The sequence below is a fragment of the Butyrivibrio sp. AE3003 genome (assembly GCF_000686065.1).
Classification (GTDB): Bacteria; Bacillota; Clostridia; order Lachnospirales; family Lachnospiraceae; genus Butyrivibrio; species Butyrivibrio hungatei_A.
In genome coordinates this window covers 621,421-643,995 of the sequence record NZ_JMLX01000001.1, presented here as the reverse complement: position 1 = coordinate 643,995, position 22,575 = coordinate 621,421, and the positions used below count along the sequence as shown (strand labels likewise).

21 protein-coding genes are annotated in these 22,575 nt (G+C 36.0%); 2 read left to right on the top strand and 19 right to left on the bottom strand.

Going from position 1 to position 22,575, the window contains the following annotated elements:
- Window positions 1-13 precede the first annotated feature (13 nt).
- The 19 genes from CD00_RS0103110 to CD00_RS20510 all read right to left on the bottom strand — a co-directional run bounded on the left by CD00_RS0103110 (window position 14) and on the right by CD00_RS20510 (window position 20,922).
- Window positions 14-1,051, bottom strand: a complete 1,038-nt coding sequence (locus tag CD00_RS0103110; RefSeq protein WP_026654584.1) for a methionine ABC transporter ATP-binding protein — start codon at window positions 1,049-1,051, stop codon at window positions 14-16.
- Between the two features lie 175 nt (window positions 1,052-1,226).
- Complete coding sequence (locus CD00_RS17045) at window positions 1,227-2,063, bottom strand: PD-(D/E)XK nuclease family transposase (RefSeq protein ID WP_034461940.1); 837 nt, start codon at window positions 2,061-2,063, stop codon at window positions 1,227-1,229.
- A gap of 360 nt (window positions 2,064-2,423) precedes the next feature.
- The gene (locus CD00_RS0103095; RefSeq protein WP_207640443.1) at window positions 2,424-2,750 is read right to left on the bottom strand and encodes a hypothetical protein; all 327 of its coding nucleotides are present in this window, start codon (window positions 2,748-2,750) and stop codon (window positions 2,424-2,426) included.
- A gap of 73 nt (window positions 2,751-2,823) precedes the next feature.
- The gene (locus CD00_RS0103090; protein ID WP_242838909.1) at window positions 2,824-3,486 is read right to left on the bottom strand and encodes an MBL fold metallo-hydrolase; all 663 of its coding nucleotides are present in this window, start codon (window positions 3,484-3,486) and stop codon (window positions 2,824-2,826) included.
- A 201-nt stretch (window positions 3,487-3,687) separates the two neighbouring features.
- A complete protein-coding gene (locus tag CD00_RS0103085) occupies window positions 3,688-4,488 on the bottom strand; it encodes an HNH endonuclease (protein ID WP_026654581.1) in 801 nt (266 codons plus the stop codon).
- Window positions 4,478-5,512, bottom strand: coding sequence for a hypothetical protein (locus CD00_RS0103080; protein WP_026654580.1), 1,035 nt, complete (start codon window positions 5,510-5,512; stop codon window positions 4,478-4,480). The genes CD00_RS0103085 and CD00_RS0103080 overlap by 11 nt, the downstream gene beginning before the upstream one ends.
- Window positions 5,506-6,774: a DUF262 domain-containing protein gene (locus CD00_RS0103075; protein WP_026654578.1), complete on the bottom strand. Its 1,269-nt coding sequence runs from the start codon at window positions 6,772-6,774 to the stop codon at window positions 5,506-5,508. Before CD00_RS0103075 ends, CD00_RS0103080 begins: the two co-directional genes overlap by 7 nt.
- A gap of 35 nt (window positions 6,775-6,809) precedes the next feature.
- Window positions 6,810-7,523: a cysteine desulfurase family protein gene (locus tag CD00_RS20865; protein ID WP_207640442.1), complete on the bottom strand. Its 714-nt coding sequence runs from the start codon at window positions 7,521-7,523 to the stop codon at window positions 6,810-6,812.
- Entirely contained in the window at window positions 7,510-7,947 is a 438-nt protein-coding gene (locus CD00_RS20860) for an aminotransferase class V-fold PLP-dependent enzyme (protein WP_207640441.1), read from the bottom strand. Before CD00_RS20860 ends, CD00_RS20865 begins: the two co-directional genes overlap by 14 nt.
- Window position 7,948: 1 nt before the next feature.
- Window positions 7,949-9,376 carry a BREX system Lon protease-like protein BrxL gene (brxL, locus tag CD00_RS0103065; RefSeq protein WP_026654577.1) on the bottom strand — a complete coding sequence of 476 codons (1,428 nt, stop codon included), beginning with the start codon at window positions 9,374-9,376 and terminating at the stop codon, window positions 7,949-7,951.
- The gene (gene pglZ, locus CD00_RS0103060) at window positions 9,369-11,867 is read right to left on the bottom strand and encodes a BREX-4 system phosphatase PglZ (RefSeq protein ID WP_026654576.1); all 2,499 of its coding nucleotides are present in this window, start codon (window positions 11,865-11,867) and stop codon (window positions 9,369-9,371) included. The genes brxL and pglZ overlap by 8 nt, the downstream gene beginning before the upstream one ends.
- Window positions 11,868-11,870: 3 nt before the next feature.
- Window positions 11,871-15,449 (bottom strand): hypothetical protein, encoded by a 3,579-nt coding sequence (locus CD00_RS0103055; protein ID WP_026654575.1) that lies wholly within the window; start codon window positions 15,447-15,449, stop codon window positions 11,871-11,873.
- A gap of 9 nt (window positions 15,450-15,458) precedes the next feature.
- Entirely contained in the window at window positions 15,459-15,650 is a 192-nt protein-coding gene (locus tag CD00_RS0103050) for a hypothetical protein (RefSeq protein WP_026654574.1), read from the bottom strand.
- Window positions 15,651-15,652: 2 nt separating this feature from the next.
- Window positions 15,653-17,881, bottom strand: coding sequence for a phosphoadenosine phosphosulfate reductase domain-containing protein (locus CD00_RS0103045; RefSeq protein ID WP_026654573.1), 2,229 nt, complete (start codon window positions 17,879-17,881; stop codon window positions 15,653-15,655).
- Window positions 17,882-18,067: 186 nt separating this feature from the next.
- Window positions 18,068-18,277 (bottom strand): helix-turn-helix domain-containing protein, encoded by a 210-nt coding sequence (locus CD00_RS17035; RefSeq protein ID WP_034461937.1) that lies wholly within the window; start codon window positions 18,275-18,277, stop codon window positions 18,068-18,070.
- A gap of 307 nt (window positions 18,278-18,584) precedes the next feature.
- Window positions 18,585-18,881 (bottom strand): SpoVG family protein, encoded by a 297-nt coding sequence (locus CD00_RS17030; RefSeq protein WP_051594066.1) that lies wholly within the window; start codon window positions 18,879-18,881, stop codon window positions 18,585-18,587.
- 250 nt (window positions 18,882-19,131) lie between these two features.
- Window positions 19,132-19,536: a relaxase/mobilization nuclease domain-containing protein gene (locus CD00_RS0103025; RefSeq protein ID WP_026654570.1), complete on the bottom strand. Its 405-nt coding sequence runs from the start codon at window positions 19,534-19,536 to the stop codon at window positions 19,132-19,134.
- A 305-nt stretch (window positions 19,537-19,841) separates the two neighbouring features.
- Window positions 19,842-20,792, bottom strand: coding sequence for a MocR-like pyridoxine biosynthesis transcription factor PdxR (pdxR, locus tag CD00_RS17025; protein WP_242838908.1), 951 nt, complete (start codon window positions 20,790-20,792; stop codon window positions 19,842-19,844).
- The gene (locus CD00_RS20510) at window positions 20,782-20,922 is read right to left on the bottom strand and encodes a hypothetical protein (RefSeq protein ID WP_242838907.1); all 141 of its coding nucleotides are present in this window, start codon (window positions 20,920-20,922) and stop codon (window positions 20,782-20,784) included. The genes pdxR and CD00_RS20510 overlap by 11 nt, the downstream gene beginning before the upstream one ends.
- An 82-nt stretch (window positions 20,923-21,004) precedes the next feature.
- Here CD00_RS20510 and pdxS point away from each other — a divergent pair, with 82 nt between their 5' ends.
- Together pdxS and pdxT are read left to right on the top strand one after the other, a co-directional pair.
- A complete protein-coding gene (gene pdxS / locus CD00_RS0103015) occupies window positions 21,005-21,880 on the top strand; it encodes a pyridoxal 5'-phosphate synthase lyase subunit PdxS (protein ID WP_026654569.1) in 876 nt (291 codons plus the stop codon).
- 1 nt (window position 21,881) lies between these two features.
- On the top strand, window positions 21,882-22,451 hold the full coding sequence (pdxT, locus tag CD00_RS0103010; protein WP_026514803.1) for a pyridoxal 5'-phosphate synthase glutaminase subunit PdxT: 570 nt from the start codon (window positions 21,882-21,884) through the stop codon (window positions 22,449-22,451).
- Window positions 22,452-22,575: the final 124 nt, after the last annotated feature.

Here is a 22,575-nt window from a genome sequence, read left to right as displayed (position 1 = left end):
TTGTACTCTCCTTTTAACCTAAGCTGATCCGATCTACTCTTACGTTCTTTTCTTTCAGGTAATGAATAGCATCTTCAATGTTTTTTGGCTCTCCGTTAAATACAACAACGGTTCCGCCGATGGGTGCTCCGGATACGATCTCAACATCCGCCAGCAGGATATTTAAATCCAAGTCAAACTTCTTGGTTACTGTCGAGATCAGAGGCTCTGAAATATCCTTCTGCAAGTATGTAAGTCTTGCAAGTACGTCACCGTCCTTTATGGTAATGCTCTCGTTGTTTTCCTTGAGGATGTCTTCGAGCTTGTACAGGTTGGAGGTTGTCTTTATGAAATCCTTTGTGAGCTTTTCTTTTGGATTTGCAAAGATCTCAAAGACTTCTCCGGTCTCCATGACTTCTCCCTGGTCCATTACGGCTACTCTGTTGCAGATCTGCTTGATGACATCCATCTCGTGAGTGATGACCACGATGGTGATATTCAGCTGTTCGTTGAGCTTCTTAAGGAGCTTCAGGATTGAATCCGTTGTCTGAGGGTCGAGTGCGCTTGTGGCCTCATCCGAAAGCAGGATTTTGGGATTGTTCGCCAAAGCTCTTGCAATGGCCACTCTCTGCTTCTGTCCTCCCGAGAGCTCTGCCGGATAAGCTTTTTCTTTGTCGGAGAGTTCAACAAGCTCCAGGAGATTTCTGGCTCTTTTATAGATCTCTTCCTTGGAAAGGCCGCTGCGTTTAAGCGGAAGTGCAATATTATCAACTACGGTTCGTGAAGGCATCAGGTTGAAGTGCTGGAAGATCATTCCGATTTTCTTGCGCTCTTCCCTCAGCTGCCTGGGGCTGAGCTCCGTTATGTTAAGTCCGTCTATCTTCACATTTCCCGAAGTAGGTTTTTCAAGCAGGTTGATACATCTGACCAGCGTTGATTTTCCGGCTCCGGAAAAACCGATGATTCCGTAGATATCGCCATCTTCGATTTTGACAGATACATTTTTCAGTGCTTCAACATCTTTCCCTGCGCCGTCTGAAAATGTCTTTACTATGTTTTCTAATTCAATCAACGTGATTGCCTCCATCTTTGTTTTTTGTTGCTTGCGAATCTTTTCATATGCTAACACCGGATGTTCGGTCTTGTATAATTCAGATAAGTTATACGTGACTATAAACTTTGCTTATAAGGCGAAAAAAAGCCCCGGAGAATAAAGCTTCTCCGGGACTCTCTATGAATCTATACAGTTACTTCTGAAGCTGCTTAGTAATAATAGAGCGTTCATTATCAGAAACCCCCATATTATTCAACGTCTGCTCCAATGTCCACTTCATATTACTCATAAGATTTTTAACCATTTCAATCTTAGTATCAGTTGCATATTCTTCTGCATACTCTTTTGCATATTCTTCTGCATATTTCTTTACTGATTCACACATAACATCACGTCCTTCCTCAGTTTCTTTGAAATGATGCAATCCATCAGCTAACTCTTTATAATTCATGCCATCTGATGAAGTTGAACGGAAATCAGCCATCAGTTTTCCAATTTCATCATTTCCCTTGTAATTACCATTTACATATACAATATGTGAGCCATCATTCAGTGGTTCTTCAATTTCTGAAATAACTCTCTCTGCTCTATATATCGGAAGTCCCTTGCCAAATTTATCATGTTTATAGATAAATATGACGTAAGAATCTTTTAGTATCTTAAATGGATCATTCTCCTTGAGCATTCTGGAATCCATAACCGCGCTATGGAATCTGGCTCTTCGTACATGCGCTCCCTCAGAACTTCCCTGAACTTCTACATTGATTTCCTCGCCATCTTCATCAATAGCATGAATATCAAGCGTAATATCTCTTCCACCAACAATTGGGCTACGCATTTCTTCCTGCGCATCAACCGAAATAACTCGAATATTTCTCTTCAAAATAATTCTCAAAATCAGCTCTGTTGCCGGAATATTCTTGTTAAAAACCAATGTCATCAAGTCATCATCAAAAAGTGTCAGATCATCAATAATCTTCTTAACCTTGGCATCATTTTGATTGCTAATCTTGTTGTTTTCATCTGCCATACTTACTTTTTTCTTACTCCTCGCATTAATAATAGCATCATACCACAATCAAGACAATTATCAAAACATGGATTTAACGCAAACTTAATACACTTTTAGGGTGCCGGCCTCTTGCTTTCACCCGTCTTATAATCCAACAAAATCCTGGGTTGAATATTATATACAAACACATTTTTTTGCACCCATCCGGTAGGCTTGATTTCTCCTATAGAGCCACGCTTCTTTGTAGGCATCATGCTTCTATCAAGCATAACTGTAGCTGTGCCACAACGTCCAAGCTTATCTTCTTTCGTTTGACATCCTTGCGCCGGAACTTATCATATTCTCTTTTACTATCCAAATTGTGATACCGCTTACTTTTCATATCCCAAGTATCGTAAACATTCCATAGGTAGATAATACCGGCTTAGCCCACTCATCTATTTCAATAAAAAAATCATGGGTATCCTGATTCGCATTTGTTATTTGCACTCCAATTTCTACCCAGTTCTGCTTTATCACAACAGTTTCGCTGTAGCTATCGTATGAAGGAATCACCTTCTTTATTGCCTTTTGAAGTTCCGGATATTCACAAAAAATATCATCATGAATATATAAAGAATCATCTCGCCAGAATTCCGGATTTTCAGGATTCCATTGCCCTTTATATAATTCATGGTAGCATGTTCCATGCCTCTCACTGTTCAATACACAAAATCTCATATCAATATGCCGCCACAATATCTTTTACGTCAGGTCTAAGCTCTCCGGTGCTGCACTGTCAATCAAAATACTGCATCTTCTCAACAACCTTCACAGGGCTCTTTACAAGCGAAGCAAAAGTCTGAGCGTCGCTCTTTTTCCCGACAAGTCCGCCGTAATGGACGGGAATGGCGTATTCCGGCCTTATTGTATTTGCAAGATCCGCAGCTTTCTTAGCATCCATGGTAAATGTTCCTCCAATGGGCAAAAGAGCTATATCACACTTCACCTGCCTTGCCTCCTTAGTAGCTCCCGTATCTCCCGCAATGTAAATGCGCTTTCCGTCAACCCTAAGGATATAGCCAACCCACTCGGCGCGCTTTGGATGAAACGGCTTTATCGTGTTGTAAGCAGGTACAGTCTCCATCTCAAGACCGTTTATCTCCTTGTAAATGCCGGGCTTAACCGTCACAATATCTTTTACATCAGGCTTAAGCTCTCCGGCATCATCCTCCATCTTCTCAGGTACAACAAGAATCGTATCCGCTTTGATCACCTTCCTGATATCCTCAATCGAAAAATGATCGTAATGCGAATGCGTTATCAAAACATAATCCGCATCATGCGGCTCCTCCTTCATGTGAAAAGAATCCACATAGATTACGCCGAGGTCGCTACGGATTCTTATGCTGTTTTGGGTAAAAACATCTATGTTGTCCAGCATTTCTTTAAATTTCTCCATTACACCGCTTATTTATTCCACTACTCAAAAGTTTTCTTCAACGAAATCGCTTATCTCATCGCATATTTCAATGTACAGCCACTCTGAGTCGTGATACATTCCGATGCCATCACTCTCCGATGCGGCAGTAAGACTATCAATGACAGAAAAACGCAGAGCATAATATTTTAGCTCTGCTCTTTCTCATCATATCCTTTTCATTTATAACGATACCAAATCTAAAATAAGTATCATTTCACACATGTCTCTCAGCTTCTTGGCAGTTAATACTTTGTTGTTATGTACTATTTTAGATAAATAATCTATAAACTTTACACCAAGGATATTATCATATTTCATTCTTTTTAATAAAAAAACTATTCTTTCGCAATCATCTATCCCCGAGTCAATTAAATCTATTATCATCCCGCATGTATCAGTAATAGAGAACGAAAACATCTCTTCATTTAATGCAAACCTATCAATCTGATTATTTGTAATAAAGGTTAATTCATCATCTTTTAAAGTACTATCTGAGGGTACATATCTATTTTTTATTAAGTCATAAGAAATAGTCGCATACAGATTACCTTTTTTATATCCTCCTGGCGCAATATACATATAATTTCTTTTTTGATATTCATCCTTTAATTTAAGATAATCTTTACATTCTTCGCCACATATCTCATCGCATTCTTTATTCTTATAATCGGAAATATCAATTTTTTCTATTTTCTTTTTATACACTAAATTACACTTCGGACAAGCAACAGCAAGATTAAATTTGCAATGTTCGAGAAATAATTCATCTTCTTGATTAAAGTTTCCTTTTTTATCCACTGAATGCTCAACATGTGAAAAATCACTATCATCAATAAGAATCCTTTTTCCACAATACATGCAATAACCTTCTGACTCTTTTAGAATTATATTCTTTAACGAGCTTTTATATGGTTCAGAATAGTATTTCTGATTCTCGGGCTCATATTCAATTTCAAAATGACTTGGTAATTCAATCTCCATTGGTTAATCTCTCCCAATAATCAATAAGAATTTTCACCCTTGCTGGCTTATTATCTTGTTCGCATTCCTTAAGAATTTCTGTAATATCATTCTTTTCCCCAAGCTCTAAATAATCTCTAATTGCAGCTTGTAATGATAATTCAAGTTTTGAAATCTTGTTTGTATTAACTCGTGACTGCATTTTATAAAGTTGCGAGGAATCATTAATATCATCAGCAGAAAAACGCAAACTACTATACCCATCATTACATTTTATAGATTTTGTTAATAATAAAACGTCAATATTTTCAAGCAGTACTATGCACTCAATATTATGAATAACAATAACAAATGTAGTGTCGGAATAATTAACACACAAACTATCATAGAAGCTTGCTATACTATTATTGTCCAAATAAGCATCAAACTCATCAATAACAATAACATTGGCGCCGTATTCTTTCACTGCATAATCAATTTCCATAAGCATTCTAAGTCTAGCAATTTCACTACTTGATAAATCCTCTATTGAACATTCCTCATCAAAATTACTATCACTATTAACATCATCTGACACGCCACTTCTATAAGCTACTAAAATATCTGGGTCGCCCGATATCATTTGACTAGCCCTTTTCCTAAATGAAAACGTAAATCCTAAAACACTAGATAATAATTCCCTATAATTTTCATAATTCTCACATAGTTCATGATATGCCACTGAGGCTCCATCTTCATCTAAATAGAATCTATCAGCTCTTTTTCTACTATTAGATTTCATCCTCTCAGACAAAATATCCTTAGGGGCAAAGTCCTTAAACATCATTGATGTTTCTTTCACACGACTAACCCCTCTATTACACGGATCGATATAATAGAAATCATCTCTATCGTCTTTTATAGCAAACTGGAGAATGCTTTGTATAATAGAGGTTTTTCCATCAGTATTGCCCCCAACAATTGCAAGACTCTTCGTACTGCGAAAATTCTTTTTTTCTTTTAATATATCATAAAGCTCCGATACTTCTGCACTTAAATTTAGCATTGATATTTTTTCCTTACATATTCTGTCGTTATCTTTAATCGCTCATTTACACTATCTTTATTTGACAAAACCTTTGGAAAAGGAATCTCCTTTTCTTCTCCAATATTACACAAATACTTATACGTAATCTTATCCGTAGCAAGATTAATTTTCAGCTTCGTAGTAACAACAAAAAAAGCCTCCAATACTGCTGGATTTATCTTTTTCTTTTGTATTTCACCCTCTACCTCAATGTTATCCATAAAGGCTTTCAATTTTTCTATATATATTACGGGTTCAGCATTTTCTGTGAGTTCTGAAAATCTAACTATTAAATTTGACCAATTAAATGTAAAATCTCTATTCTCAGTAATGCATACATTTCCTTCTTCATTGATTTCTGTAAAATATTCTAGGGCCAACATTTTTATCAACATTTCCATGTCTTTTGAATGAATACTCTCTTCGCCAAAAATCTTACGCCAATTAGCATTATCTACATTATATGTCGCCACAGCCTTATAAAGCGTACTATCAATAAACAATCCATTTCGAACTTCTTGTGCGCCTAATTGTTTACCTGCAGTATTGAATAGCGCAAAAATTGTTGTATATAATTTCCTGTTATTTTCTTTACCGCACTCAATTTTGGTTATATACATTTCTCTCTGTTTTAGATACAGTTGATCTTTTGGATCAAACTTCGAGAAAGTAATATCAACATCATCATTTCCTTTTTTTATTGTATATGTCGTTTTCTGAACACCTAACTGATTTAATCTTTTTTCAATTTCTTTGTTCTTTTGTTCTGCATCCGCTTTTAGTGATTCATCATCACTGTTCTCTATAACCTCAGTATTTTTTTCATATTCACGGCATAAACCATCAATTTCTTTGAAATGTTTTTGAGGAGACCTCTTGTTAATCACAAATAAATCATTAAAATATAAAAACAAGCTTATCAGTCTCTGTTGACCATCAATCAACACTTCTAAACGATCCTTTTTATATGTGTATAAAGAAGGAATTGGAATTCCTTTTATGATGGAAAATCCTAATAACGCAACTTGTTTTTTATTCCAAACAAACTTTCTTTGAAAATCTGGTATTTCAAAAAAGCCTTCTATAAGCGTACTATATAAAGCTCCCGCAGTCGGACTAACAAGCTGATGTCGAACTACTGTATTCAATAAATTTCCTACATCTGTCAATTCGTCATCGGTGGAGTCATCAATAATATCAAAGCCTTCCAAAAGTCCATTCCCAAGCGTATTCAATTCCATCTTTCGATTCCTTTCAATTTTTGCTATACATTATTTCAACTTACATAGTTCGTAATATTGTAAAATTTAACAATACAGGAGACCAATTTATCTACATCTTCAATTGTATTATACTTACCGATTGATATTCTAATAGCAGAATTTATTTGTTCTTTTGGCACACCCATTGCTAATAACACATACGAAGGTTCTTTATCATTAGAATTACATGCCGAGCCAACAGAAACAGCTATATCATGAATATCTAACATATGTAATAAGCCTTCTCCATCAACATTGACAAAAGATAGATTAATAACCCCAGTTGCTCTAGCACTATCCTTTGCATTCAAAACAAAAGCAATATTGTTCTTCTTTAACTCTGATAATAACTTATCTTCTATTACTTGAATTTTATGATGATTATAGTCTAATTCATTCGTATTTTCCTCAAGTGCCTTAGCCATAGCGTAGATACCAGCAACATTTTCAGTGCCCGAACGCATATTACGTTCTTGTCCACCGCCTTTAATAAAAGGAGAAATTTTACACCCATCTTTTACGTAAAGAAATCCAGTTCCTTTAGGTCCATTAAATTTATGAGCACTAGCCGACAACATGTCAACTCCTAAATCTTTAACATCTATTCTAGTATGACCAACAGCCTGAACGGCATCAGTATGAAAAAGAGAACCATCATTAGCTTTATGAACTATACTAGCAATTTCTTTTATTGGCTGAATAACCCCTGTTTCATTATTCTGAAACATCACCGAAACTAATGTTTTTTTTGTTCCTAACACCTTTTTTCAAAAATTCGATATCTACAATGCAACCATCATCTACTGGCAAAAAAAACGTCTTTGTCCCTGACTCTTGCAATGCCTCTACTGGATTAAGTACTGCATGATGCTCAATTTTGCTAGTTATAACTTGCTCGCAGCCATGACTTCTCGCCTGTGAAATCGCCCAGTTATCACTCTCTGTCCCACAAGATGTAAAATAAATCTCTTCAGATTTAGCACCTATACATTTTGCTATTATTTCCCTTGATTCTTCTAAAAGATTACGAGATTTCTTTCCATACTTATAAATCGAAGACGGATTACCGTAGCATTCCTTAGATGCAAAATTTAATGCCTCTAGTGCAACATCACTCATCCGCGTAGTTGCTGCATTATCAAAATATATCATTTTATATACCTCGTACTGTTATGTCCGGCATTCTATCTGTAAATTCACGATCTATTGCAGCAAGCTGCTGTCGAATAATTTTTCTTTTTTCATATGCTGGATCAAAGCACATCATCTTAAATTCTTTTGGATCAACATCATCTACGGATCGAACATGTGGATATAATAATTTCAAATATCCTGAACACATTTTTATCACTGCATTTGTATCTCTTGTATCTGCGTTCTTAGGAATATCCAATAAATCCTTAACTATAGCACTATAAAAAGAAAGACTTCGCATGTGAGAAAGAATTTCCGAAAAGTACTCGACATTTAATGAATACCCATTCAACTTCATGTCTTCACTAATTCTTGGTAAATACCATCCCTCAATAAAGCCATGAAATCTATCAATCAGAGCATGATCCTGAAAAGCTTCAGGAAGCTCTTCAAAATAATGATTATTTATGGGTTTTCTATTAACATCGAGATCGATATTACCTAACAGAATCAATCCCGCAAGAGAAGTCAACTTAGACTTTCCAACAGTAAATGACCCTTGTTCCATATAGTTTTTCAAAGCACCCTGTATTTCCTCTGGATTATCAAATGAAATTGTTTTTACCTCATCTAATGACACAAATTCATATGAAGGAATAATGCCTGGCGTGTTCTTGCTCATATCATAAAACAGCTTTGCTCTAGTTACTCTTCCGCCACTAATTTGCCATCCATATTTAGACAGATTGTTAAAAATATATGATTTACCAGTTCCCTTAGGCGCAAGCTCAATCATATTGAGATTAGGTTCAACAAAAACTAACAGCCTAGTTAAAAATAATATTTTCTGATCTAATGATTCAAAAGAAGACGAATTAGGATTATACTCCATACTACTAATTAAGAAATCAATCCATTCTTCAAGACTAAATCTCTCACGTGCCTGGCAAAAATAGTCGAAATCCGGTCGATAAGGTCTAAAAGGTTTAAATTTAATCATTTCGGCATAGCCCTTTTCTCGTCCATCTGGCTGTACATACTGCATGGTTACTACGCCCCAGTTTTCCCCTTCTTTAAGAAGTCCTTCCTGACGAGCCAGAAATGGAGAAACTTTCCCTTCTCCACTTTTAATTCCAATATCTGGTATTTGAAACCTAAACTCACCACTTTTTAAATCAGATTCAAAAAGAATTCGTGCCAAAACCTGAACAACTTCTCCATTAAGAAGTTTACTTCTAATGTTACTGTCCTTTGTTGGAATATGCTTTTCTATAAAACTATATAGTCCATCTGTATCAACACTATCATCATTTGAAAACTTTTTTAACAACCAATCTTTAATGAAAGATGGAACATTTACACCTGAGAAAAAACTATATCTATCTGGTGTTTTATGCATTGATTCTTCTGGAAAGATGTCCCTAATTTTATTATCTAACTCAGTCATCAAAGCCATCGTCTCCTTCCATATTCTTTCTAGCATTATTCTCCGTTATAAACTTAAACTCCATATCTCCTACTTGAACAAAAATCTCTTGTACGCGTCCAGTTACTAATTCTGTTGTGTACAGCTTTCCATCTTTACAAAGCTCATGCCTTGTTCCATCAGCTTCTATCAAAAATGCAGACTCAGGCTCCGGGTTTATAACAAATCTTACAATCTTATCGAGTCCGCTTACCTGTATCTTTTCATCCATTACTTTATATTTAATCTTATTTCGCGAACCCTGCAGATTTGCAACAATAACCGGCACAAGCATTTCTTCAATCGTTGCGCCTCCATGATCTTCATACTTAGGTCGATTGTATAATGATGTTTCATTCAAAGATATCAAATACGATATTTCTGGATTAACCTCATCAACATACGCAATATAATCTTCGTTATTTTCGTATCCATTCTTTGAAGAAATCTTACAACATCTACCCTCATGATCTGACTGTGAATAACCATATTTTTTTGGAGTTTCAACCCATCTCGCTCTAGCAGTTGCTCCATGATCAGCTGTAATAATAATGCGTTTGCCATATGATTCTGACACAATCTCTTTAATAATCTTTTCGATTACATCAAATGCTTTACGCAAATTACAGGTTGTATGATATAAATCTCCATGTACAACATCCCTATCAAAATCTAAATACCATTTTTTTATTGGAAGTCTAGACAAATACGTTTTATTAACTTCTGTAATTGTTGGCAAATGAGCTGTAGCAATTCCACAGATTTCCACATCATATGAATTTCTATTTAATAAATCAACAATCAACGAGAGATATTCAGCACCCACACCATCAATTACATAAATATCTGTCCTCTCATCAGTTAATTTCTCAACTAATACATCTTGCTTTTCTATAGCATAATACATCTCAAATAAATTAGATGCATTAGCACATCCATTATTATAGTAATCGCGAATATATGATGTATCTTTATTTGTAGCTTTACTCTTTTTATATTCCTTTAAATAGAGTTTATACCCTTCAAGCCCTTTGACCAGATTATCCCCTACGCCATATAAATAACTATAATAGCTCGGATACATAATTTGCATATCTCCCCTATCAAGGAATCCATATGCATGTAAATTAATTAAAAATTCTTTCTCAGCATAACTAAGGCCAGTATATGCCGGTTTGAAAATCCTTGAAAAATACTCACCAACACGAATTTTCATTTCCTCTTCTGCTAAGCCATTAGATTTTCCAATCTCTATAAAATTCACACCGTATTTATTTGCACCATTTGAAATTGGTACACTTATAACCCGAGAAAGATCATTAACTATTTCCTCTTGAATGCTTTCTTCTGGAATATATGAATTAGCATATTTATTAATCTCTGTAATAATACGCAATCTTTCTTCCAACATACTTAAATTACTTATTTTATATCCCTGAAGCCATACATTCAAAAGGAAATCTTTAACGGACCCCTGTATTGAATACTTAATCACCCGACTCAAAAAAGATTCTTCAGCATAAACTAGTACATAGTTTCTAATTAACCATTTTTCATAGTTACTGTCCGATATAAACAATTTCCCCGCTAGCGCCTCAATTTTTGTAACATCAACACCTAGTGCAAAACTTATTGCCTCACCTAACGATTTCGATATTGCTATGTTGTCTATATCTTCCAATAACCTATTCCAATAAATCGCCTCTGACTCTTTATAATCAAAACCAATCTCAAAATCAAGAATCTTTTGAAGATATTGCTTAGTATTCTCTACAACATCAATTTGAAACGCATTATCTGGAGAAGCTTTCTTATGCCACTCAAATAAACTTGCCGAGCAACACCAAATAGGCCTTGAAAAATCAAGAATCTGAGAATTTTTCCAAAGCCCAATCCAATCAACACTTTTTGATATTTTATTATACTTTATATTGTCAGCATAGTCATCCGACACAAAACAAATCTGTCTATATTTTCCGCTAAGTTCATAATCAGAATTAATAAATGGATTTATCAAATTGATTCTAGAGAAACAATTCTGAAGGACTCGATATACATCATCCATCATTGAAAAACAAATGAAATATATACGTCGAGCAGCGTCCTCTTCAGAATCCATAATATCTGAATTCTCAATATCAAAAAGCGAAACAACTGTCGACTCTATTTCTTTACGTGAATAAAATCTAATCATTTCGGAAAAGCCAACTACATACGTATCCTTATTCTTAGATACATTTGTATTTATAACCTGCATGAAACGACTTTTTGTTAACCAGCCGTCATCTTTTTGCATAACGTAATCACTTAACTCAAGAAGTTCGCCATTTCCACTTTTCACAAGATCCATTATTTCATCTTGTGTATTATTGTTTAGTTCCATAAAAAGAAACCTAACAGGATATCTTCTATATGAGCTTGTAGTTTTTGCTTTATCCTCAGCAATTTTTTCTTTTATTCCCCCTAGTTCCATGTACTATTCCTCATCCAAAATCTTCATAACCGCTGAACAAACCACTGGATATTCCCTACATAATCTCTTCAAAATATCTTTTGCTTGTTCGACATTAAGTTCCTTATCATTAATTAGTTCAGTAGTTGCTTCAATCGTAGTATGCGTCTTTCCCATTGAAATAGGAGTAAGTTCAATCGGAGTAAACTCAGGACTATCTGTCAACTCATCATCAAAGTTATCAGCATCCTCAGAGTTGTTATCTTTATCAATTATACATTCTTCTTCAGTTGGCTCCGTCTTGTCATTATCGAATAAAACATCTGCATTTCCTTTATCAGATTTACTCTGTAAAATACACCATTGAAGAATTTGATTATTCACATCCTCTTCTTTCCAAAAAACAATAGAATCAGAAAGATTTTGAGACAAATATGTAAGAAGATTTGAATAATCTTCAATAACAAATTTTACTTTCTCCAAACACTGCTTAATAAATGGTATTAAGCATGATGAATCCTCAACTTTTCCAAGAGTTAACGCAATTGATGTTTTATGCTTTTTTAGGCCTTCTAATAAATCACCTACATCTTCCTGGGTAATACTATCACCTGTGGCATTAGCCAATGCAAATAAAGAATCTATAACTCTATTGAACTCTTCCCCCTTGTCAACCACATACTTCAATGCCCACAAAGGTGCATTGTATTGCTTTTCAAAGCTTGCTCTCATAGCCCACTTTGTTTCCGAAATACCATCACCCTTTACTCCAAATGTCTGCTGGATCAAGTCTATCAATTCTTTTTCTTCAGCAGTTGAAAATCTAACTCTAAGCTTCGCATTAGATTTTTGATCATGCCAATATGAAAAAGCAGCATTCACAACATCTCTCATTATCGTAGAAGTAACTAAGCTACCTTGATCCGCTAAATACATCTTGCCCGTATATCTTCTAAAAGCTAATGCTACCGCAGCCATACAAACATAGTTTTTATAATATCCATACGGTGCCTCTGTAATAAACATAAACTCTTGTCCGATATCGACAACCGTTTTATTCTTTAGCTCTGCAATTCTATCATCAATAGTTTTAATTAAAACAGTCATTGGACATGCCTGATCATATTCACCAACATAGTCTAATTTTTCATCAAAAATCCAATTATCATTTCTATCCTTTAACAAATTTGAAATAGCAGCTTCAACACCTGAAAAAGCTTCTATTTCACTTCTATTAGAAGCGAAACATACTTTCTCAACTGTTTTTTTGGCATAAGTTTCCTTCCACGCAGTACTAGCTGATGCTACTAATTCGTTTTTCTCAATACCATATGAAAAAACTCTTGCTACATCAGCAATCAATCCAGCATTACATACAGATTTATAAGTTGGAGTATTAACTCGTTCACCTCTAAAAATAACAGTAGCTGAACCATCTATTATATCAGTTTTCCACTTTTCAACCCATCTCATTGCTTTTTTCTCGTAAGGTGAAGGATCTTCCAGTTTTGTTTCTCTTGCAACATTTGCTCTTGCAAGATCATCTACCACCCCTTCAAATCTTCTTTGACCTAAATCCACATCAAGGATCACCATTACAATATCTTTAAGCGCCTCTTTTTTTGACAAATCCTGAATTATGTTTTTCTGGAATTCTATTGCTGGTTCTGGACGCTTAGCTTTTTTATCATATGATGGTGTTTCTCCTCTAAACATGAAAATTGCTATCTTTGCTGCGTAGCTTTTAGAAAAAGCTTTCATCAATCTTGACTCAATCGAAATAGTCGTATTTATACCACCATATAAGAAAGCAAATTCCGTTGCTCTATTGAATCCGTCAGCATTTGAAATTACTTTTGTAATATCGCTCTTATAACTAGGATATTCTTCAATAATATTGGTTACGTCTTCATATTTAAGGTACAACTTATCCTTCGCAGCCTGTATTTTTTCTAAAGACATCGCAGATGATGACACTTCAAACACATCATCTGGACCTTTCATTATAATTTGCTTTTCATCTATTGCATTAAGTGCTTGATTAATAACATCACTATCCCAAGCGCCACTTAATACATGAAGAATATTCTTTTTACTTGGATTAACTAAGCTTCTTTCCTGATCTCCTCCATCCATCTGAGTTACTCGATTTAAAAGATTTAATAACAAAATAACCTTAAAAACAGATAATTCAGGTATTGTAGAATCTTCAAGTTTAGATGAATACATTGCATACTTATTAATAATAGCGTCAAAGTTATTTGTTCTATCTTCAGAAAAGGCTTCAACAAAGAAGTCCCATACTCGATCAGCCGTTAAATACTTGACTGAATCTACCTCATTTTCAACAAAAGCCTTAAATCCCTTTTTATCATCATTCAAAAATTCAAATATACTTCGTTCAGCCGAACCTATAGCTCTAGATACAAAAGTAGCTAAATACGCAGTATAAGGGTGAAACGGATATAATCTTTGTATGATTGACTGAATCTGCGCAGATTTATCCATTGGAGCCACTATTTCTTTAAGCGCCTCTGCAACTTCTGACTGAAGCTGAACTCTGTTCTCTACTAATGAATCATACTCAGACTTATTTTTAACTTTTAATGCATTGGAAAGTATATGATATGTAGTAATATCTTGCATATCATATTGGAGTCCTAAGAAGCGAGCTTTAGCCATAGTTTTCTCATCTTCTTTAAGCTCCTTATAGCTATCTGTAGCTTCCATACTTTTATGTGTGATCAAGAAAACATATACACCAACACACTTATCTTTATTATCTTTTCTTGGAGCTTTACTTAGTTCCGCAATATCCTGCATACAATTTAAGATACTTCTTCTCTCTGAGATTTCCAACAGAGAAGTAAACTCGTCCCAGAAAATAACCAAGTAATCAGCAATATTTTGCTTGCGCAACTCAGTAACAACCTCAGTCAACCATTTTGTAATGCTTGGTGTAGCTTTTATCATATGCGCTTTCTTTAATGAACTATTGATTTCTTTTAAGACCTCAACATCACCATCGTTTAAAAGCGTCTCCAATTCTTCAATAGAGCTTACATATCTATTTAATTCAGTCGAAATCATAGCATCCCAAAATGACTTGAACTTTTTATCGTTAAGCATTTCAATAGCTGCTTGAAAATCAGACTTAACAGCAATATGCACACCTGCTTCTTTTAATTGTCGTGAAACAGCCCTCTGAATTGTATATTTAAGTTCTTCCGTATCAACTATCGAATAAGCACCTTTTAAAACAACCGGAAATACTCTTTCTTTTTTTCTGAAGCCAAGAAGCATAGCTTTAAGTTGCGGATTTGCAAGTTTATCCACGTAATCGCTTATGCTATCAACTTCATCACTCAAAAGATGCTTAATTACAGATGTAGAATGACTCTTTCCTGTTCCATACGTTCCCTGTACCCAAATAGATTTGCGCTGATCATTTGTTGGCGAAGTAAACGCATTAACTATTTCTTTTAAATTTGATTCAAACTTTTCATTAGTAATGAATTGTTTCCAATAATTTTCTCTTTCTTCAGTCATGTTGAAGGTAGAGTCGAAAAATGATTCGATTCCTATTATGTCTGAATAACGCATACTTTCCTCCTATAAAAACAGCGTACAACCTTCTTCTTTAAATTGCTCAACCTTCTCAGTCAAGGCATCTACATCAGTATCCAACATCTCAGCCAAGTGCTCTCTGCAAAAGAATTGCTTGATTTTTCTTCCTAGCATCTTTTTGCATAAAGCCACATCATCCTTGGACAATTCTTGGCCACAATTAAAACACCTTTCCATTATTATACCCTCTTTATCACTGCCTCGAGAGCTTCATCTGGAGTAATGTCATCCTTAATATGAACATTTTCTAATCCACCATTCAAATCAGCTGTTATAATGCCCATTTGAGTCAAAGCCTTAAGCGCAGGTATTAATTTATCTGCTGTCATTCCTAATACCGTATACGGATTCACCTGTCCCGGTAACAATAAATCACTTACAGTAATATCATAGCAATTAGAACTCTCTGCTTCTTTATATAACAAATAAGCCAATGCATGCATTGAAACGTACCCAGGCGATATTCTTCTTACACCCTTTGTAGAATTACTAGCCATTTGAAGTTCTGCCACATAAATATTCTGAGCATCACCCTCCTCGTTCGATAAAGAACCAAGCGGTGAATACCTCAACATTGTTATCAACGCATTAGTAGGATTCTTGATTGTATTGTCATTCAATGATGGAAAATCTTCTCTCATTATCGCTATAATGTCGTCCTTTGTATATTGAACCTCTAATTTAATTGACTTAACAAAGCTATTAACTATCGCAGAATTATAAGAAAGGCCAACCCAAATCACTTGCCACGCTGCCAAACGATTTCTGTCATACAAACCTTTGACCATCTCAAATTTAGAAGAAGTCTTCTTTTCTTTTTCATCTATTAATTCTGCTTCTCTCAACCAATTGATAGCAGCCGGAATCATTTTTGTACCAAGATTAGGATATGAACCGAACCAATCTTCGCCTCTATCAAAGAAAACATCCACCCATTCGTCTCTCAAACCAAATGTTGAATATCTATCAACACCACTAGTTCTCATGTTAGCGGATTTCACGAGCATTCCGCCTTCGTTAATCTGCTTTCGGTGTGCAATAAGACACCCTCTCGAACTCACTTCTAGGCATTTATGACAATGAACGCACATGTTCCTATTAATCTCAACTTTATCTCTAACTGTCAATGCACCCGTTGGACATTCAGCTTCACATACTCCACAAAGCTCACAGCCCGCAACCTTTGTCATAATCCTAGAAAGCATGCCTAACAATGCTGGCTTATTAACAGTCCCTTCAACAATAAACCGAATTATATTTTGCGATTCTTCAACCGAAAATCTGAACAGCTCCCCTGCAAAATTCAACTGTCCCTTAACTCTACCATCATTTTCGTTCGATACATATTCGCATAATGCCCAAAGCCAAATTCTCCAATCTGATTTTGGTTTCGTAACAACACATTCAAAATTAGGCTCTTTGCTAATTAAATCCACTCTTGAACCATCGGGAATCAATCCTCTTCCACCTGCATTCTTTTGCCAATTATTCGAGCTAACATATTCATTAATTTTTTCCCTTGTGTTTAATCCAAGATTTTTAGCCATCTTTTCAATAACTGCAACATACTTCTTAGAAATATCAGGGTATATTCTCCTAATCAAATACTCTGACCAATCAGAAGCAAAAGGACAAACTCCACATCCAACTCTAGTTAATCCCATTCGATAAGCGGGATTCAACATTATTCCTCGTGAAAACATATACAAAAATATTTCAGAATTATTCCATCTAAAAATAGCTCTACAATTAATCAAGTTTGGATGTTTTACATTTGCCCCGATTCTATCATAAGCTTCTCTTCGTGTACTTTCATCAGCTCTTACACCTTCAAAAACAGCAACCTTAGGCTGCGTATCCGTGTTATGTAATTTCTTCATTGCTCTCCTAAATACGGTAGTCTTCATTACAGAACAACACCACCTATTAACTCTACTAGGCGGCCCATACTGTTCCCATAAATCTATTGCTTTTCTATCGCTTGTCGCATGATAAAGCTTAAAATTGGGGAATCTGTATTTATAATCCTCTTCCGTATACGCTACAATATCATAAGTACAAGGCAACTCCATATCTGTATCTTGAAAAACAGCTTTAAACGATTCAACAGGTAAAACACGAGTAACCAAATCGAGAATCACCTGGGAATCCTTTCCTCCTGAAAAAGCAACTACAAAATCATCAACTCGATTCTTATACTCCTCATAGCACCCCATAATGAAGTCCATAGCTTCATTTTCAATAGTTTCGATAGCTTCTTTATTATTTTCTACTACCTTGTCTATATCGATTGGTTCTAGAGAGCCAAATGTAAACTCATCATTATATACAATTGTCGGTTTTGTATATATTCCAGCTCCTCTTCTTTCAAAAAAAAAGCTGTCCTTTGTAATAGTACCTTGATTCAATATTCCAGCAAATTGGTTTATCCGTCTGTGGTAGACTATAATTTTTATCTATTTCTAGAATCTGCAATTCCTGCAAGAAAACCGGACGTGGTGCCGGAATTGCATCCTGATCATTTATAGAGTCATCCAAGATGACACCATTATTTTGAACGTCCCATTTGACTTTATACATATAACTTCTCCATTCTAACTTTCAGCATTCTCATCGATGGACTCAAATGATGATTCCTCGCTAGTCTTCATCCACTTATCAATTTCATTCACATCAAAACGCCATAATCGTCCTTTCTGATGAGCAGGCATACCCTCCTTCTTAATCCAATTCACAACAGTATCTCTACTGATATGAAGGTAATCGCACACCTCTTTCATTGAAAGCCATTTATTTTCTTGCATAATAGAATCCTCATTATTCCATAATACAGCTAGTTTTTAGATTGCTAACTGACTCGATAAAAATCCATATATATAATATCACTACATATGGATTTTCACAAGTTTTCCTTGATTTATCCTTACTTTTATTGTACAATATCGTTTTTTTATAATTTTTACTGATTAATTAGGATTTATGCTGATTTATAATGATTACATTACACTATATAAACTCTCAGAAAAAACAACCTGCGAAAACCTCACACTCTCGCAGGCGGTTCTTCTATTCCATCAACTCCTTGTCATTCTGACATGACTTCCACTTCCATCACGCCCACTCAAACTCAACCGCTTCCCCAGCCTCATAACTTTCCTTAATCTTCGCAAAAAGCTCTTCACGAAACTCCTTAGTAACAGGAAATGCTATATCATTAAAAATCGTATTCCCTCCTTCATCAACAGTCTTCGTCTTGAAACTTGGCATCGATACGAAGGTACCACCTTTCCTACTTTCTACGATTGAGATATTTCTTACTGCGAAGCAATCTTCAAAAGTTACTGTACAAAGTCCTCTTACATTGTTTGAACTTGCTTCAAGCTTATTTGCTTTAATACTTACTTTCATTTCTTTAATCCTCCTGATAATTTTTCTTATTCTCATCCTGCCGGCGCTGAGGGTCGTTGTGGCAAGCAGTGCGTTTGTCCGACAAACGCGTTTTTGCGGCTCTTACAACACAGACTGCGTCCGTGATTTTCGGGTACGTTTAAGTTCTTTGAGCCTCCCGCTTCTCTCATCGGTAATTTCTTTAAGCTGCTCATATGACTCGATTTTATGTTCTTGAAGGAAAAGAACTGTCTTAGCCATCTGTTTTGCATTAAAGCGTTTTGCCCAGGTCACATATCCTTTGCCTTTTCCTTCCATGGGCTTTGTCCGTATGAGTGCAGACCGTGAATGCATATTTTCCCTTGGTGAACCTCATAGCAAGCTCGTATCCGATCTCATTTGCTTTCTCCGGCGTTACCTCTCCGGGCTTAAAAGACTGCCTGATCTGATACGCGATTATTTCTTTCCTTCTGACATCCCTAACGCCATTGTGGTACTGCGATTGAGAAATCAAAAACTCTTCATCCGCAGTTTCGATATCACAGCCATATGTGGAAATATACTTTTTCTCCTCGGTCTTAAGATCATTTTCTGTATAATCCATTCGCTCCTTTAAGCTCTCTGCGATGGTTCTGCCCCTGATCTGATGAAGAGCCATAAGCCTCGTTGCCGCCATATTCTTCCCCTTTCAAAAAGGCAGGGACAGCTCTTCCGTTTTGGAAAAACTGTCCCTTGATCTATATCATTTATTTAGCTTTATACTCTTTTAAGTACTCTGTGAGCTGATTCTAAGAAAAGCTGGATATTGGCTGCCGCAAACAAACATGCAAACATTGCTATCAGTATCACCGCAAAGAAGATCGCACATGGAATCATCTTAAATATAATTGAAAGAATACAGAAGATACCACACAACCATACAGCAAAGCCAACGACATTTTAGTGGATTATAACCTCCGACAGGCAGTAAATTGGCACTTTTTATGCCTTCCTCTTGCTCCTTCTGACTCGATTAATATGTCTTTCAAAGTCACCACTATTGATGAGCTGAGCTATCACAAGCTGCTCGTATGTAGGAACTGTGCAGGAATAAAATCCAAGCCTTTCATCAAATACCTCCGTCAAATGCTTTGGCAACACCATATAGGCAGCACGAAGTGAAGGAGAAATGGTTTGGGAAAATGAATTCATGTATATGACATTGTCTCTGTCAGAAATAGCAAACATAGTTTCCTCAGGCTTGCTTGATATAGAAAATTCTGATTCAAAATCATCCTCAATTATGTAGCGCTCACCTTGTGCGGCCCACCTGATATATTCATATTTTTTAGATGCGGACGCAGTTACCCCTGATGGAAAACTTCTGTAAGGAGAAATATGTAATACCGATGCTGTAGTGGTTCGCAGTGCCGAGCTTGCTATACCATTTTCTTCAAGTGGCAGCATCTGGCAGGTAACCCCAGACATTCTATAGACCTGCTCTATTTTTTTATAGGATGGGGACTCCAGCGCAAAAACTGTGTCCTTGCCAAACAATCCGACGATGAGGTTGTATAAATATTCTGCACCAGAGCCTATGATTATCTGGCTTATATCCACATGTATATTTCTATTTCTAGCCAGATATTTTCTTATAGCTTCTCTGGTTTCTTCGCACCCTTTATTTGCTGGCCTTTCCAGTATGGCCTCGCCATAATCATTCACTACTTTTCTCATAGTTTTCGTTAATACTGAAAAGGGAAATGCATAGGTAGTTCTCTGATAAGTATGGCTTTCATGGCTTAAGATTTTTGCTGTGGATACAAAGCCATCCTCCTTTCGAAAAATCACATAGTATCCGCTTCTCTCCTTGGGTTCAAGATACCCCTCATCGCATAGCAGCTCATAGGCATGCTTTATGGTTATTACACTAACATGCATTTCATCTGCCATTGTTTTTTCTGGATGGGAGCCTGGTTCCGTATGGATAATCTCCAGAAATTATATTCTTTTTTAATATATCGTAAATACGTATGTATTGGGGCATTTTATTATCGTTTGAGGCTTTATTTGAATTTTGCATATATATTTTTTCTCCAAACTGGGCATTTAATATATGCAATTATAATCTATAATTTTCTCAACAATCAAGGAGGAAAAATAAAATGTTGAATAATCGTTATGAATTAAACAAGAATCTCGCACAGATGTTAAAGGGTGGAGTCATCATGGATGTAACTACTCCAGAACAGGCCAAAATTGCCGAAGCTGCTGGTGCCTGCGCTGTAATGGCACTAGAAAGAATCCCTGCTGATATTCGCGCAGCCGGTGGCGTTTCCCGTATGAGTGATCCTAAAATGATAAAAGGTATTCAGGATGCAGTTTCAATTCCTGTAATGGCAAAATGCCGTATCGGACATTTCGCAGAAGCCCAAATTCTTCAGGCTATTGAAATAGATTACATCGATGAATCAGAAGTTTTGTCTCCTGCCGACGATAAATATCACATTGATAAAACAAAATTTGATGTACCATTCGTATGCGGTGCCAAGGATTTAGGTGAGGCCCTTCGCAGAATAAATGAAGGTGCATCAATGATTCGCACAAAAGGTGAACCGGGAACAGGTGACATCGTTCAAGCTGTCAGGCATATGCGCTTAATGCAATCTGAAATCAGACGTATCAGTTCAATGTCAAAGGATGAGCTTTTCAATACTGCAAAAGAATTGGCAGTCCCTTACGAGCTTGTTCAATACGTTCATGAAAATGGCAAACTTCCTGTTGTAAATTTTGCAGCCGGTGGCGTAGCTACTCCTGCAGATGCAGCACTTATGATGCAGCTTGGTGCCGAAGGAGTCTTTGTAGGCTCTGGTATTTTCAAATCAGGAGATCCTGCAAAACGAGCAGCCGCAATTGTTAAAGCAGTCACCAATTTTACAGATGCAAAAATGCTTGCAGAACTATCAGAAGATTTAGGTGAAGCAATGGTGGGAATTAACGAACAGGAAATTGATTTGCTTATGGCTGAAAGGGGTAAATAAGATGAACATCGCTGTACTTGCCCTACAGGGAGCCTTTATAGAACACGAAAAAATACTTTCAAAGCTTGGTGTATCCACTATAGAAATCCGACAACAAAAAGATTTGGAAAAAGATTTTGATGGCTTAATTATTCCCGGCGGAGAAAGTACCGTGCAGGGAAAGCTCCTTAAGGAACTAGGACTTTTTGAGCCATTAAAGAAAATGATTGAAAACGGACTACCTGTATTTGGCACCTGCGCAGGATTGCTACTTTTAGCAGATAAAATAAATAATGATGACCGCAGTTACTTACAGACTATGGATATCGTAGCTGAAAGAAATGCCTATGGCAGACAGCTTGGAAGCTTTTACACTGAGGCTGATTTTGAGAGAATTGGTACTGTTCCTATGACATTTATCAGAGCTCCTTACATCAAAGCAGTTTCAGAAAAAGCAAGACCACTTGCTACAGTTGATGGTCACATAGTTGCCGCAAGACAAGGAAATCAACTGGTAACTGCATTTCATCCTGAGCTTAATGACTCTCTACATATTCATAAATATTTTTGTGATATGGTTGCCAACCAATAACTATTTTGCCACCCAAGAATAACAAAAGCCATCGTCCAGGCTCACTACGGCACTATAACAGTGAAGTGTGAACCTGGCAATGGCAGTAAATTTATAGTTATATTGCCTATAGATTGATTTACAT

Coding starts and splice junctions, on each gene's coding strand:
- CD00_RS17045 (WP_034461940.1), bottom strand. CDS start 2,063: ATGGCAGATGAAAACAACAAGATTAGCAATCAAAATGATGCCAAGGTT.
- CD00_RS0103090 (WP_242838909.1), bottom strand. CDS start 3,486: ATGGAGAAATTTAAAGAAATGCTGGACAACATAGATGTTTTTACCCAA.
- CD00_RS0103085 (WP_026654581.1), bottom strand. CDS start 4,488: ATGGAGATTGAATTACCAAGTCATTTTGAAATTGAATATGAGCCCGAG.
- CD00_RS0103080 (WP_026654580.1), bottom strand. CDS start 5,512: ATGCTAAATTTAAGTGCAGAAGTATCGGAGCTTTATGATATATTAAAA.
- CD00_RS0103075 (WP_026654578.1), bottom strand. CDS start 6,774: ATGGAATTGAATACGCTTGGGAATGGACTTTTGGAAGGCTTTGATATT.
- CD00_RS20865 (WP_207640442.1), bottom strand. CDS start 7,523: ATGTTTCAGAATAATGAAACAGGGGTTATTCAGCCAATAAAAGAAATT.
- CD00_RS20860 (WP_207640441.1), bottom strand. CDS start 7,947: ATGATATATTTTGATAATGCAGCAACTACGCGGATGAGTGATGTTGCA.
- brxL (WP_026654577.1), bottom strand. CDS start 9,376: ATGACTGAGTTAGATAATAAAATTAGGGACATCTTTCCAGAAGAATCA.
- pglZ (WP_026654576.1), bottom strand. CDS start 11,867: ATGGAACTAGGGGGAATAAAAGAAAAAATTGCTGAGGATAAAGCAAAA.
- CD00_RS0103055 (WP_026654575.1), bottom strand. CDS start 15,449: ATGCGTTATTCAGACATAATAGGAATCGAATCATTTTTCGACTCTACC.
- CD00_RS0103050 (WP_026654574.1), bottom strand. CDS start 15,650: ATGGAAAGGTGTTTTAATTGTGGCCAAGAATTGTCCAAGGATGATGTG.
- CD00_RS17035 (WP_034461937.1), bottom strand. CDS start 18,277: ATGCAAGAAAATAAATGGCTTTCAATGAAAGAGGTGTGCGATTACCTT.
- CD00_RS17030 (WP_051594066.1), bottom strand. CDS start 18,881: ATGAAAGTAAGTATTAAAGCAAATAAGCTTGAAGCAAGTTCAAACAAT.
- CD00_RS0103025 (WP_026654570.1), bottom strand. CDS start 19,536: ATGGCGGCAACGAGGCTTATGGCTCTTCATCAGATCAGGGGCAGAACC.
- pdxR (WP_242838908.1), bottom strand. CDS start 20,792: ATGGCAGATGAAATGCATGTTAGTGTAATAACCATAAAGCATGCCTAT.
- CD00_RS20510 (WP_242838907.1), bottom strand. CDS start 20,922: ATGCAAAATTCAAATAAAGCCTCAAACGATAATAAAATGCCCCAATAC.
- pdxS (WP_026654569.1), top strand. CDS start 21,005: ATGTTGAATAATCGTTATGAATTAAACAAGAATCTCGCACAGATGTTA.
- pdxT (WP_026514803.1), top strand. CDS start 21,882: ATGAACATCGCTGTACTTGCCCTACAGGGAGCCTTTATAGAACACGAA.